Source organism: Acetatifactor muris (genome assembly GCF_024623325.1).
Lineage (GTDB): Bacteria > Bacillota > Clostridia > Lachnospirales > Lachnospiraceae > Acetatifactor > Acetatifactor muris.
The window spans coordinates 273597-286381 of sequence record NZ_JANJZD010000003.1; the positions used below are offsets into that span (position 1 = coordinate 273597).

Annotated in this window: 12 protein-coding genes and 1 tRNA gene; 3 read left to right on the plus strand and 10 right to left on the minus strand. The window is 50.2% G+C overall.

Going from position 1 to position 12785, the window contains the following annotated elements; genetic code table 11:
* Positions 1–59 precede the first annotated feature (59 nt).
* Positions 60–1661: an MBL fold metallo-hydrolase RNA specificity domain-containing protein gene (locus NSB25_RS04465; protein ID WP_103238223.1), complete on the minus strand. Its 1602-nt coding sequence runs from the start codon at positions 1659–1661 to the stop codon at positions 60–62.
* Between the two features lie 248 nt (positions 1662–1909).
* Here NSB25_RS04465 and NSB25_RS04470 point away from each other — a divergent pair, with 248 nt between their 5' ends.
* Positions 1910–3007, plus strand: coding sequence for an acyltransferase family protein (locus NSB25_RS04470; protein ID WP_103238028.1), 1098 nt, complete (start codon positions 1910–1912; stop codon positions 3005–3007).
* On the opposite strand, the gene NSB25_RS04475 is transcribed toward NSB25_RS04470, so the two are convergent.
* The 5 genes from NSB25_RS04475 to NSB25_RS04495 form a co-directional block, all read right to left on the minus strand.
* The gene (locus NSB25_RS04475; protein WP_242982280.1) at positions 2982–3644 is read right to left on the minus strand and encodes a TVP38/TMEM64 family protein; all 663 of its coding nucleotides are present in this window, start codon (positions 3642–3644) and stop codon (positions 2982–2984) included. The two genes, NSB25_RS04470 and NSB25_RS04475, sit on opposite strands and share 26 nt — an antisense overlap.
* 194 nt (positions 3645–3838) lie before the next feature.
* On the minus strand, positions 3839–4861 hold the full coding sequence (locus tag NSB25_RS04480) for an endo-1,4-beta-xylanase (RefSeq protein WP_103238027.1): 1023 nt from the start codon (positions 4859–4861) through the stop codon (positions 3839–3841).
* Positions 4862–4916: 55 nt separating this feature from the next.
* Entirely contained in the window at positions 4917–6797 is a 1881-nt protein-coding gene (locus NSB25_RS04485; RefSeq protein ID WP_103238026.1) for a beta-L-arabinofuranosidase domain-containing protein, read from the minus strand.
* Between the two features lie 177 nt (positions 6798–6974).
* Positions 6975–7376 carry a hypothetical protein gene (locus NSB25_RS04490; protein ID WP_103238025.1) on the minus strand — a complete coding sequence of 134 codons (402 nt, stop codon included), beginning with the start codon at positions 7374–7376 and terminating at the stop codon, positions 6975–6977.
* Positions 7377–7519: 143 nt separating this feature from the next.
* Positions 7520–9430 carry a DUF5696 domain-containing protein gene (locus NSB25_RS04495; protein WP_242982279.1) on the minus strand — a complete coding sequence of 637 codons (1911 nt, stop codon included), beginning with the start codon at positions 9428–9430 and terminating at the stop codon, positions 7520–7522.
* A gap of 181 nt (positions 9431–9611) precedes the next feature.
* Here NSB25_RS04495 and NSB25_RS04500 point away from each other — a divergent pair.
* A tRNA-Gly gene (locus tag NSB25_RS04500) sits at positions 9612–9684 on the plus strand.
* Between the two features lie 78 nt (positions 9685–9762).
* On the opposite strand, the gene NSB25_RS04505 is transcribed toward NSB25_RS04500, so the two are convergent.
* Together NSB25_RS04505 and NSB25_RS04510 are read right to left on the minus strand one after the other, a co-directional pair.
* Positions 9763–10023, minus strand: a complete 261-nt coding sequence (locus NSB25_RS04505; RefSeq protein ID WP_146039961.1) for a hypothetical protein — start codon at positions 10021–10023, stop codon at positions 9763–9765.
* A 46-nt stretch (positions 10024–10069) separates the two neighbouring features.
* Positions 10070–10357 carry a DUF6809 family protein gene (locus tag NSB25_RS04510; protein WP_103238023.1) on the minus strand — a complete coding sequence of 96 codons (288 nt, stop codon included), beginning with the start codon at positions 10355–10357 and terminating at the stop codon, positions 10070–10072.
* Positions 10358–10524: 167 nt separating this feature from the next.
* Here NSB25_RS04510 and NSB25_RS29625 point away from each other — a divergent pair, with 167 nt between their 5' ends.
* Positions 10525–10689, plus strand: coding sequence for a helix-turn-helix domain-containing protein (locus tag NSB25_RS29625; RefSeq protein ID WP_306817555.1), 165 nt, complete (start codon positions 10525–10527; stop codon positions 10687–10689).
* A 337-nt stretch (positions 10690–11026) separates the two neighbouring features.
* On the opposite strand, the gene NSB25_RS04520 is transcribed toward NSB25_RS29625, so the two are convergent.
* Both NSB25_RS04520 and NSB25_RS04525 read right to left on the minus strand, forming a co-directional pair.
* Positions 11027–12085 carry a hypothetical protein gene (locus tag NSB25_RS04520; protein ID WP_103238021.1) on the minus strand — a complete coding sequence of 353 codons (1059 nt, stop codon included), beginning with the start codon at positions 12083–12085 and terminating at the stop codon, positions 11027–11029.
* A complete protein-coding gene (locus tag NSB25_RS04525; RefSeq protein WP_103238020.1) occupies positions 12082–12597 on the minus strand; it encodes a hypothetical protein in 516 nt (171 codons plus the stop codon). Before NSB25_RS04525 ends, NSB25_RS04520 begins: the two co-directional genes overlap by 4 nt.
* Between the last annotated feature and the right edge of the window lie 188 nt (positions 12598–12785).

The window sequence follows — 12785 nt, forward strand, 5'->3', positions numbered from 1 at the left end:
CTTTTGAAATTCAGGTTCTCAAGTCCTGCAATGTTGATATCCTGTTGAAACAACAGTCGTTACAGCTCCCACTTATCACAGAGCGAGTTAATCTGGTCGGCAAATTTCGCCATATCCTTATTCGGCATACCGTCGATTCCCCTGACCATGTTAAGCAGCCGCTGCGCCGCCGCAAGCAGTCTGGCATAGACATTGGAAACGACGCTCTTCGCCTTCTTCTTCACAGGCACAGGCCTTGCCTCATATTCCAGCTTACCGGAGAGCAGGTCAAAAACGGTCCCGCTGTACGGCGCGTATGTGCTCTGACCGTACTCAAGCTTCAGACATTCCGCGAAACCGGCACATACACTGTCCTCGCCATGGACCACGAACACCTTTTTCGGCTTCTCCTCGAAGCCGCAGAGCCATTCGATCAGCCCGTTTTTGTCCGCATGACCGCTCATGCCCACCAGCTTTTTAATCTCCGCCCGTACCTGAATGGACTCACCGAAAAGCTTCACCTCGTCGATTCCGTCCACAAGCAGTCTGCCCAGCGTTCCCACCGCCTGATACCCCACAAACAGAATGGTACATTCCGGTCTCCAGAGGTTATGCTTCAGATGATGCCGGATACGTCCGGCATCGCACATTCCGGAAGCGGAAATGATGACTTTCGGCGTCTCGTTAAAGTTGATTTCCCTGGATTCCTCGCTGGTAATGGCAAGCTTTAACCCCGGGAAGGAAATGGGATTGATACCTGCCTGGACCAGATACAAAGCCTCTCCGGCAAAACATTCCATCCGATTGTCCTGGAAGATGCCCGTGGCCTCCACCGCCAGCGGACTGTCCACATACACCGGAAAATTCTCATGTCCCTTCACCAGCCGCTGCGCCTTGATCTTCCGCAGGAAAAAGAGCAGCTCCTGGGTCCGGCCCACCGCAAAAGAGGGAATCACCACATTACCGCCTCTGTCAAAGGTTTCCTTCAGAATGGCGGCCAGCTCATGCACATAATCCGGCCGCTCCGCCCCGTGAAGTCTGTCTCCGTAAGTGGATTCCATCACCACATAGTCCGCTTCTTTCGTTGGAATCGGACTGTGCAGCAGAGGCTGGTTCTTATTGCCGATGTCTCCGGAAAAAACGATCTTCTTCGTCTCATTCTCCTCCGTCAGCCATACTTCTATACTGGAAGATCCCAGCAGATGGCCGATATCCGTAAAGCGAATGGTCACACCGTCACATACCTTCACTTCCGTGCCGTAATGGCAGGGGACAAGTCTCTTGATCACACCTTCCGCGTCCTCCATGGTGTACAGAGGCTCCTCGGCGGTAAGCGCCACGCTTCTCTTCGCCTTCCGGTTCTTCCACTCAGCTTCCATCATCTGAATGTGAGCGCAGTCGCGAAGCATAATGCTGCATAGATCTGCTGTGGCATCCGTGGCATATACCTGTCCCCGGAAGCCCTTTGCATACAAAAGAGGCAGCAATCCCGTGTGGTCAATATGCGCATGTGTCAGAAATACATAGTCAATCAGCGATTCATCCACCGGGAGAGGTACATTCTCGAAGACATTCACGCCCTGCTCCATACCACAGTCCACTAACATGTGTTTTCCTGCCGCCTCCAGATAATGACAGCTTCCTGTCACCTCGTGGGCCGCTCCGACAAAAATCATCTTCATCCCTTTTCCCTCCTGTTCTCGCTGTTCCAGCTCCGTAATTAACCGTCCCGGGACGATTGCTGTACTCAGTTCCGCTTCTGCTTTCACAGAACCGTCTCCTAAATTAATTTTATACGATACTGCCCGGGAACGCAATGATTTTATTCGGCAAAGTGCTGTCCTTTGTGTTCTTTTTTCCGGCGAAATCTTTATCTGCATTTTGGGCATGGCTTTTTGCGGCAAAATACGGTATAATGGCAAAATAAACTATGGCGGAGCTGTTTCGGGAAAGCCGGACACAACATGAAAGGACGCTCATGGAAGAAGAGAAATTACCAGATTTTCATCAGATGCATTTTGATTCCATACAGGTACTGCGGGGAATTACGGCAGTTTTTATCATATTGGAACACATCCGCTTCTTAAACTGCGGCGCCTTCGGCGTGGATATTTTCTTTTGTATCAGCGGCTTCATGATTATGTTCTCCACTCACAGAGACGGCAGACATTTTCTGGCAAAGCGCCTCATCCGCATTCTGCCGCTGTACTACCTGATGACTGTGGGCACTTTTATACTGCTGCTGCTGTTTCCGACCATGTTCCAGCAGACAAATGCAGACCCGGTATTCCTGCTGAAAAGCCTCTGCTTTGTCCCCTTTGACATAGGCGGCGGTGTGCTTCAGCCTCTGATGCGCATCGGCTGGACTGTGAACTGTGAACTGTTTTTCTATCTTATATTTGGCATTGCTCTGGGCATCAGCCACCGATTCCGGGGATTGTTCTGCAGCCTTTTCCTCATTGCGACCATACTTATCGCCCGGCTGGTGCCCGCCCCGCCTGCTGCCCTGGCTTTCTATGGAAATCCGGTCATGCTGGAATTTATCTATGGAATCCTTGCCTACTATGCCGCATGGGGGCTGTATCGCCTGTACCGGACCAGAAAACTGCCCAGAGCCTGTCTCCTGCTGGGATTTCCGGGCTGCCTGGGCTGTCTCTGGGGGCTTCTGATTACGAAACCTCACATCAATATTCTGGGATTCCGCAGGCCCATTCTGTGGGGCCTGCCCGCTCTGCTCATTGTACTCTGCGCCTTCCTGGCAGGTCTGAGCGCAAAAAAAATGCCAGGTCCGTTGGTCAGACTTGGCAATATCAGTTTTTCTTTATATCTGATGCATTACTATCCTGTCATGCTGCTGGACAGAGCCGTGTTCGACTTTTCTGTCTGCAGCTCCCGGGCCCTGGCAGGTACGGCTGTTGCCATTGCCGTCAGCGTGGGCCTGGCGCTGGTCAGCCATGCCCTGATAGAAGTCAGATTGTCCAACTGGCTGCGCGGACGGCTGCTTACGCCACCGCCGCCGAAGCCATGATACAGTAGGCAAGAATGCACCAGGGTTTCCCCAGCACAATAATCGCCACAAATTTACGCGTGCTCATTTTTGTGATTCCGGTGAAATAGCAGAAATAATCATCCGGAAACAGCGGGAGCACCATGCCCAGGAACAATATCACAGTATAAAACTTACTGTTGCCTGCCCAGTTGGCCCATTTGTCATACTTCTCTCCGGGGAACATCCTCTTGACCAATCCGCTTCCGTATCTCCTGGCAAGCAGGAAAGCAATGATGGAGCCTGCGGAAATGCCGATATAATTGCACCAGAATCCGCCCATACACCCGAACATAAGCGCCCCTGCCACACAGCCCGCAAGCCCGGGCAGTATCGGCAGCACCACCTGCGCCGCCTGCACCGCCACCAGAAACAAAGGCGCCAGCAGGCCGAAGCCTGCCATATATTTCTGGAAAGTATCCACCGAGTTAAATTTCCCGTCAAAATAAGCCTTACATAAAAACACCGTAAACAGCAGGCATAACGCCAGCACTCCCGCCGTCACCCATTTTTTATATTTTTCTGCCTGCCCTGCCATCGAAGGTTTTGTCATTGGCTGTTTGGTCATTGGTTGCTTTGTCATTATCTGTTTCGTTATTGCCTGTTCATTCATTGCCATCTGTCTGTTTTCTCCCTGTCCGTTGCAAATCCTTTTGCTGTCATTTCAGGCGAGGCTGTCTCTGCGCACTGCGGCAGTCTGACATGCCTCTTCTGATGTTACCTAAGTATAACGGACAATTCTTAAAATATTACACAGGCAATTCTAAAGATTTCTAAAACAAATCCCTAAAAAACACTTTTGGACAGGGCGGACTATATGCTAGCAGAAAGCACAGCTTCATAAGCCTTTTTCGGCTGAAGATTTTCATCGAACAGCAGCGGATAACTTCTCTCTCTTCTGAAAAAAGTAAGCCATGTAATACCGTCATGCAATCCCCAGAAGGTGACTCCCGTAACATTTGCTTTGCCTTCCTTTCGGCTGTCCAGGAGCATTCGGAACAGTTTCTCATACCGGTCAGCCAGTCCATTCATGGAGTCCTCCGAAGGATCCGCATTGTGAATATCCAGCTCTGTAACCTGTACCTGCAGGGAAAGCGCCCCGAAACATTTCAGGCTTTTTTCAAACTCACCCATATCTGTCTCCATGGTGAGATGAGCCTGCATGCCCATGCCGTCCACAAGGCCCTCCTCCAGAAGAGGCTTTAAGATACGTTCGCAGATGACATCTCTCTTCCAGGGCACAAAGGTATCATAATCATTGTAAAACAGACTCACATTACTGTCCGCGTATTTTCTGGCAAACCGAAATGCCTGGATGACGAAATCCTCTCCCACTGTCTTCGTCCAGAGGGATTCCCGCAGTCCTCCGTTGTCAATGGCCTCGTTTACCACATCCCAGACGTAAATCACCCCGGGCCACCTTTGCTGGATGGATTCCAGAACACCGCGGATATAATTTTCCAGTCTGGCAAGCATGGTATCCCGGTCTGCCAGCGGCGCCTCCTCCTCTTTGCTGTACCCTTCCGTGAAAAACCATCTGGGTGTCTGGTTGTGCCACACCAGCGTATGTCCTCTGACGCCAAGCCCCTTCTCCTTCGCAAAATCCATATAGCGTTCAATGGTGTCAAACTTAACCGCAGGGCAGCGGTCGTATTTCTCCGGCTCGGCACAGTTGCGTGCCTCGTCCAGGAGAAACATGGGCTTCATGTCATTCTCACAGGTAATGGAATCATACTCCTTCACAATGTGTGCCAGAGTGACTTCCTCTCCGAAAATTCTGCCGGGAACTGCTGCTCCCATCTTAAAAAACGGCTGATAGCTTTCTCTCAAACTCATAGTGTAATCCCTCCTGATTAAAATCACTGCGCGATAACGAAACGTTAAAATTCTTTCAAGGTTTTATCGGAAAATAAATGCCATATGTATCATACCCCACTTCATACAGCGGAATAAACCGGATGCCTCTCTCCTGCCCCACCGTGCGGAAGGTGGATTTCCAGCTCCCCCACTCCCGCTCATTGTCATGAACCAGGACACTTTCCGGGTGTGCGATATCCGGCACATGCAGAAGTCTCTCCTCTTCGCAGAGACCGGCCAGCACCACCGGTCCGTACAGAAATGCAACCGTGTCCTCTCTGTCAGGCAGTGCCTGTGCCTTCACGGCTCTGGGCAGCACAATGCGCACCACATCTTTGTCCTCCCAGGTCCTCTCCAGCGGTACAAAAATGCCTCCCTGCTCTGTGCAGAATACTTCCTTCTCATTGACTAAAATCTGTGCTTTTCCAGCTATCCACCAGGGAATCCGAATCATCAGTGTCATCTGGATCTTCTCCGGCGTCTGAACGCGCAGGCAGGGCACCAGGCAATCCGGATTAGACGGCCATTTCCTGGTATCTTCAAGCACCGACTGCCTCGCGGAGGAGTCGCTGGAAAGATGACTGCTTCCCGTCAGCGGATCCCTTTTCTGCAGCAGGGTCACAGAGGTACCCTCCACGTCAAATGCGGCTTCGCTGTCAAAATACTGGCTGACATAAATCGTTCTTCCGGACTGATGATAAATGCCTCTGTTGAACGCCGCATTGGCCTGTGCCAGCGTACCGTGGCAGCAGAAGAAATCATCTGTTTTGCTGCTCCATCCTTTTCTGGCCCCCGCCTGCATGGGAAGGAAATAGCTCAGCAGACCCTTCGTGGGATAAGGACTGGTAAATCCGTGGGTAAAATTCCCCTGCCAGTAGGCCTGCGCCATAATCCCATTGTACAGATTCCTCTCCTGATAATCCAGGTAGGCCGGATCTCCGGTCCATCGGAACAGGAATCCTGCCAGACGCATCATATTATAGACAGTGCAGTGCTCCTGTCCCTTCTGCCCCAGCCGGGCGGAAAGCTTCTTCATGGGAGACCAGATTTCACCGCAGGTCTGTCCGCCTGTGGCATAACAGCCACGCTTTGTCACGGCAAGCTCCCAGTAGCTTTCCGCTATCCGTCGCCATTTTTCCTCACCGGTCACATCATAAGCTCTGGCACATCCGATTACCTCGGGTATGGTCGTGTTGGCATGCATATTGGTCAGCACATCCTCGCCTCTCAGCAGCGGGTCAAACAGACGTCCCCGGTAATAGCGCTCCATCAGCTCCCGATATTTTTCATTGCCGGTAAAATCATACAGCTGCGCCCATATCTCCAGCATGCCTCCGGTCTCAAAGTCCAGGATATCATCAAATTCTTCGCGGGAATACCCTGCACTCCAGTCATAAAACCATTCGGCGAAGTTCTCTGCAATCTTCAGCGCCGTCTGATTTCCCGCAAATTCGTACATGTCAAGCAATCCCATAAATACCTTGTGAATCGTGTAATGGGGCGCCCAGACTCTCTTGCCCCCGGCAATCCAGTACAGATACTTTTCCGGAATGGGTCCCACCCAGGAGCCCCCGTTCTCCTTCTGGCACTCCTCCAGTTCGGCTATTATGGCGTCCGCCTTCGCCTTCAGCTCTCTGTCGCCGGTGGCATGGTAATTCATTGCGGCGGCTGACAGCCAGTGCCCCAGAAAATGTCCCCGCAGCTGGCAAGTGGGGAATTCCCATCCCCCGTGCATGTCTTCGATTACATTGGACGAAGTGTCCCGCCCTGCCTCCAGATTAAAATTCAGCAGCAGAAAACGATTTTCCAGATGATACATATAATCCCTGTTCGCCGCCTGCCGGCGCTGCAGCTCCGGGTCCAGGATGCGGACTTCCCGTCCTCTCTTTTCCTGCAGATTTGCGTTTCCCTCCATAGTGTTATTCCTCCTCTCTCTTCCACTATACGCTGCCGCCGGCTTCTCCGCAATGGACAATACTAATATATAATTGATGAATCCTCACATTTATTGAAGGAAAAAAGGCAGAGACCGGAATCTGCATCCGTCTCTGCCCTGTCTGTGATCTGCCCGAATCACATAAATACTACTTTGTCACTTTGTCATTCTCTGGAGCCATGCTCTGTTCTCCACACCCTGTCCCCATGCGTCCAGAGCGAGATTGTAGATATCGGAAATTCTGCGGTCCATTTTGATCTGTGCTCCCCGGACTTCCGTCAACCCCTTTCTCACCGCTGCCACATCTGTCTCAAGCCGGTCGAGTCTGCTCTCAACTTTGTCAAGCCTGCTCTCGACCGTATCGAGTCTGTTCTCGATCGTATCAAGTCTGCTCTCAATCGTATCAAGTCTGCTCTCAATCGTATCAAGCCTGCTCTCGACCGTATCGAGTCTGTTCTCAATTTTGTCCAGCTTCTTCTCCATGGGTTCTAATCTTTTGTCGAGCCTTTCGTCAAGTAAATCCGACAACGCCTTCAGGTCTTCCTTCGTTAATGCCATATTCCTTTCCTCCTTGCGATAAGCCCTCTCCGACAACACCAGTATATCATAGCCGGAACCTCATGTCCATTCAAAATATTTATACCTTTCCGGTCAGTCCGGCCCAAATCCGCTTCTCTGAAAATACCTTTTACAAAAGGCATTCATGGATGGCTGATCCGGTACTCTCCGCTCTTCAGGTCCACTGTCACCTGTGTGCCATCTGCAAAAAGAGTCCGCTGCCTGTGCGGGCTTCCGTCCAGGAATTCATGTCGTACCATCTCATAATCCGCAACCTGCTCCTGAAGCGCGGCCACCACACGGTAACGGGAAATGTCCTCGTCCAGCTGCTTTTCCCTGGCCGCGTCAAACGCACCGTCACAGTCCGGATAAGCTCCATCCTTATCCACATAGGCCCCGCCGCCGTTTAACAGGGCATACAGCATATAATCCTCCGTATCCGGCAGTCTGTCCATGGGCCAGGGCAGAATGATACAGTCATGGTAAACCAGATTAAACAGAGGAACCGGAATTCCTCTCCGGGGCGTTCCCGGTTTTTCCAGCATAAAATCATAAGGCCCGTAATGGCAGAACACAAGATCTCTCATGGCCCAATCGCCGCATTCCTCGGAGCTGGGCAGAATTTTCTTCGAACACAGATACCGGAAGCAGGCGCTTCGATATTCAAAACATTCCCTTCGGGTCATTCTGTGGCGGGGATTGGCACATTCATCGCCTTCGTTACAGGTGAACACATCCAGATAAGAAGCTTCCAGATGAATGCCATGCCGCAGCACCTCCTCAAAATTCCGCTTCACATAATAGGGCGCCTGCGTGGCGCACAGATAGCTCTGCCGTCCTCCGGCCCACCTGGCCATATCAAAAATCGAGCCGTCCGGCGCCTCACAGGCAAATTCCCGGTCAAAAGAAGGCGCATCCATATAGTAATCCCGGTACTGGTCATGAAGGCCGAACATATAGCCACATTCCCGGATGGTTTCGGACAGCTCCTTCATCCCCTCCCAGCCGCCGGCCTCCTCACAGGCAGGCAGATAGTCCGGATGTCTGTTGTCATAGCCGGGATCTCCCCAGCCGTCCAGATGCAGGTAAAGCCTGCGCATTCCCTTATCCCGGAACCGCAGAATCTCCCGGGTGCGCTCCGCAAAAGGGATAACCACATCGTTTTTCTCCGGATGCTCCCTGTCATAGAACAAAGAATCCGGAGACACATGCGTCTTGATTCCTTTATGTACAATGGCTGCACCCACCAGCTTCCTGACCAGAGGATTTCGCGCCGACTTTTCCGCCAGCGTAGTAAAAAGCCCTGTCTCTTTCACATAGGACCGATAAACCTTGCACAAATCATTGTAATCACAGTCTTCCAGGAACGTGAACCGCGTAACACGCCGGTAGGCAAGGCGTCCCAGGCTGGGCAGAAAATACATTCCCACATGAGAATAAGGCCCTCCCGCCGGATGGTCAATTTCATATCCGGCGTCCCAGGGCTGTTCACAGATGGCAATGTACCCTCTCCGCGCCTCCACCTGGCCAAACCACGGCATATAAGCTCCCGCACTGCACATCTGTCCGTTAAAAGGCAGCTTTCCGACGGCCGTCTCCCATGTATTGGGAATCAAAATCCCCTGCAGTACAGGCATGACCGTATACGAAGAAGAGACAGGATTGTCAAATGCAAAAGGCGTCGGCCAGTGTACTGCCGCAAACGCCTCCCCGTCTCTGCCCGGAATCAGCTCAAACCGCACATTCCCGGTGGCATGCTCAATCCAGATGAGTGTCTCAAAGGAAAACTTCTCCATCTCGGCAAAGCCGTCATAGGAAGACAGAATCCCCGTTCCCACACCGCTTTGATAATATCTGTGCGAAATGGAGGCTGCATCTGAAAATAATACTGCGGAGCACTCCTTCCGCTCAATGCGTGGAGGACAGGTCTGTTCCCAGATACGATTACCGGCTTCCACCCGGCAGCACAGACTGTCCGGGAAAAAAGTCACGGTAATCCCGGCTGCAGAGATCGTCAGCGGCTGATAATTTGATTTTGTCATGTCGTCATTCATATCCAAATCTCCTGAAGGTTTTATTGTTTTGTCTGAACTGCTACCATTTTACTACAGATACAGCACTTCGGTCAAAGATAAAAAAATTTATTGACAACAGGAAAATCTTGTAGTAAAATACATTTTGTTCGCAGGAAATCTTCAGAGATGAAGGCGTTCAGGAGACAATGAATTATTTTATGCGATAGTGGCTCAGTTGGTAGAGCGCCACCTTGCCAAGGTGGAAATCGCGGGTTCGAGTCCCGTCTATCGCTCTTCTTTTTATGTAGCGGAATCCCATAAAATGTGGGGTTCCGCTGTTTTTTGTGTACATGTGTTCTGATTACATTTGATTACACTTTATCCCGTGAAAGCGCACGCTCGATATTCTCATGTGTCCGGGCATCCGTCTCCCGGTTATAGCAATAATTGTGGAAAGTCGTGCGCTCGTCTTCATGCCCCACCAGCTCCCGGATGCAGTCTAAGGAGACGCCGCCGGCATTCAAGTTTGGCGTAGGTCTTACGCATCTCTGTCTCTCTATCCGTTTCAATGTCTCAATGGCTTTCGGAACCAGTATCACGAAACGGTCCTGATTCGTTTTAGTATGCTCCACGACTTCAAAACGGTTCTCTGTCTGGTCCCTGATTTCTTTAAATCTGCTATCCCTTTAAGAGTGAAATAAAAAGATTTAGGAAGTCCCGCATTCCCTGTTGATATGCAAGTCGTTCGGTAAGAGCTACTGTAATGTTATTTGCAACAGAATACCGTTCAAGTAATTCCTGTTGTTCATCCGTCAATGTCTCATTCAATTCCTCAAATATCAAATCCGCATTTTTTGAGGATTCTTTATATTCCTCATTTTCAATGTAAATTTTCCCAGCGCGTTCTGCAAGATAGGGTGTAATCAAATCTAAAATTTCCTTTTTTAAGTTTTCAATTTCAACCATATGTCTGTCTTCCTTATTTTTTGTACATAATATCATATTATGACTTTTTTCACAATGTTAAAAATCATTATGATTATTCTCATTCTGCAAATTTCCCTTATAATGCGGGATAATATACCTACATGGAGGATACAGAAATGGTAGATTACAGCCCACTATGGAAGACTATGGCAGAAAAACATATATCGCAATACTATTTGATAAAACATGGGGATATAGACACTAAGACCATATACAACTTAAGGAAAAATGGAAACATTACCATTCTGACACTTGAAAAATTGTGCCGCGCTTTGGATTGTTCGCCAAATGATATTGTCAGATTTACCTAGATATTTATACTATAGAATAAAGCCATATGAGAGTCTTCCCACATGGCTTTACTTACCTTTATTTATACTTTTTCATTTAGACACTTTGTAGACAGTGTGCATTCCTCCTTGATTTTATTGGCTTTCGAAGGCTGAAAAAGGTTCGAGTCCAGTCTATCGCTCTGGTTAATGTGCAGCGGAATCCCATAAAATGTGGGGTTCCGCTGTTTTTTGTGTACATGGCATGAACATGTACTCGCCCTGTCTCTCTATCCGTTTCAATGTCTCAATGGCTTTCGGAACCAGTATCACCACGACAAAACGAACAGAAGCCGCCCCGGAAAGCATCCGATATTGGCTATTCTGTTACTATACCGCGGTCTTTCCGCCATTCCAGATACTCCCGCTCCAATACCTGGGCATATGGGTCATTCATGGCCTTCCCGGCGGCAATTGCCTTTGAATAAAGGTTTCCATACCAGGCAGACCGGGACTTGCTCTTCAGCTCTGCTTTTATCCGCTTCCACAGCCCGTCATTTTCCCCGGAGCATGTTTCAGAATTGCTTTCCGACAGATGGCGGGAATGATTTTTCATACACGCTCCGGAAACCTGGGCAATCACTTCGCAGCATTCCTCCAGGATATCGTCAAACAGACGAATTCCTCTGATTTCTCCGCAGTCCATGGTTTCCAGAACCAATCTGCAGTACCTGGCCCCTTCCCCATAGTCCCCCACATCCAGATAATGGCGAATCAAATCCCGGTATCCTGCAATGATGTCCCTCGCCTTTCCCGAATCTGCCTCCAAAGTTTCCTGCAGCTGCTCCAGATAGAGCTTCTCGTTTTCCCCCTCTCTGCCCAGACAGGCCTGAAATTCGATCAGCATCCTGCGGTTGGAATGGTTCCAGCCCGCCCCATCCTCCGTCTCCTTTTTCCAGGCCTCCACCAACAGGCCCATCACATCCTTATACTCCAGTTCCCGGCACAGATAAATACAATCCAGAAGGTCATTCCTGTCGAACGCCTCCTCAACCGTATCTTCCGGGTCATAACCGCAGGCGCAGTCAAAATTCGCATTCTTTGCCTGCTCAAACAGACTGTCGTACTTGTGGTCCTGGTTATACTTCCTCAACAGCCATGTCAAAATACACAGAGTACTCCCGATGCCCTGGAAGGAATTGTTCTCCCTGTCCTTCAGCTCCTCCCGGAACAGATATTCTACTATATTCTCGTCGTCAATCTGATCATACAGAAGGTAATAGGCCAGTCGCAGGCGGTTGGTGTAATTGGCGTCGTCCGTGCCCCATTCTCCGTTCTGGAATTCCTTATAACAGACCAGACCTGCATCCCCGGCTTTCAGAGCCTCGTACACCTTCCGCTGCTCTTCCAGTTTCTCTTTCAGCTGATTCCTTATCATATTGACTTCCTCCGCCTGTACCATAAGACACACCAGGCCCCCAGGTAAAACAGAATATATGCCGCCGACGCCCCCAGTAACAGCAAATCCCTTCTTCGCAGGCCCGCCGTATAGCGCTCCGCATCCAACTCCGGCGCCACGGTGATATAGGCCCCCGAACTCAAAATGCTTAGAACCCTGCGTTCCACAGTCACCCCCGCATCCACGGTCTTCTCTCCGCTCTCACGGCTGACAGCCCTTTCCTCCCACCGATACCCCTTTGCCTCCGTATCCCTGTAATAGACCATGTAAACGGTTTTGGTGGGATTCATGCGCTTCTCCCGTCCGGTTCCGGTATTCTCCACCTGGACCGGCAGCACCTGGTAAGGCCGGAAGGTATAGACACCTTTATCCTCGTAACTTTCCGCCGGAAGAATATCCAAATAGTCCTGTACGGAAAGAAAGCCCGTTACCGCTGCCAGAAGAAAGAGCATTAGACCCGCCGTGAAAAGAATTGCTCTTAATTTTTCCATGAAATCCTCCCATTTATCAGCTTCCCATATCCAGATTGTAGGATTGACACAATTATACTACTGTAGTGACATGTTGATATATAGATAAATTATGCTGGTAAATACAGCCGTTTTGGTATATACTAAGAAAAAAACGGCGGTGATTCCTATGGCAAGACCCAGAAAATATGTAATCAAGCTTACGGAAG

What these genes read in the sequence shown, in the direction of transcription:
- NSB25_RS04465 (WP_103238223.1), bottom strand. Translation starts at nt 1,661, where the DNA reads ATGAAGATGATTTTTGTCGGAGCGGCCCACGAGGTGACAGGAAGCTGT.
- NSB25_RS04470 (WP_103238028.1), top strand. Translation starts at nt 1,910, where the DNA reads ATGGCGGAGCTGTTTCGGGAAAGCCGGACACAACATGAAAGGACGCTC.
- NSB25_RS04475 (WP_242982280.1), bottom strand. Translation starts at nt 3,644, where the DNA reads ATGGCAATGAATGAACAGGCAATAACGAAACAGATAATGACAAAGCAA.
- NSB25_RS04480 (WP_103238027.1), bottom strand. Translation starts at nt 4,861, where the DNA reads ATGAGTTTGAGAGAAAGCTATCAGCCGTTTTTTAAGATGGGAGCAGCA.
- NSB25_RS04485 (WP_103238026.1), bottom strand. Translation starts at nt 6,797, where the DNA reads ATGGAGGGAAACGCAAATCTGCAGGAAAAGAGAGGACGGGAAGTCCGC.
- NSB25_RS04490 (WP_103238025.1), bottom strand. Translation starts at nt 7,376, where the DNA reads ATGGCATTAACGAAGGAAGACCTGAAGGCGTTGTCGGATTTACTTGAC.
- NSB25_RS04495 (WP_242982279.1), bottom strand. Translation starts at nt 9,430, where the DNA reads ATGAATGACGACATGACAAAATCAAATTATCAGCCGCTGACGATCTCT.
- NSB25_RS04510 (WP_103238023.1), bottom strand. Translation starts at nt 10,357, where the DNA reads ATGGTTGAAATTGAAAACTTAAAAAAGGAAATTTTAGATTTGATTACA.
- NSB25_RS29625 (WP_306817555.1), top strand. Translation starts at nt 10,525, where the DNA reads ATGGCAGAAAAACATATATCGCAATACTATTTGATAAAACATGGGGAT.
- NSB25_RS04520 (WP_103238021.1), bottom strand. Translation starts at nt 12,085, where the DNA reads ATGATAAGGAATCAGCTGAAAGAGAAACTGGAAGAGCAGCGGAAGGTG.
- NSB25_RS04525 (WP_103238020.1), bottom strand. Translation starts at nt 12,597, where the DNA reads ATGGAAAAATTAAGAGCAATTCTTTTCACGGCGGGTCTAATGCTCTTT.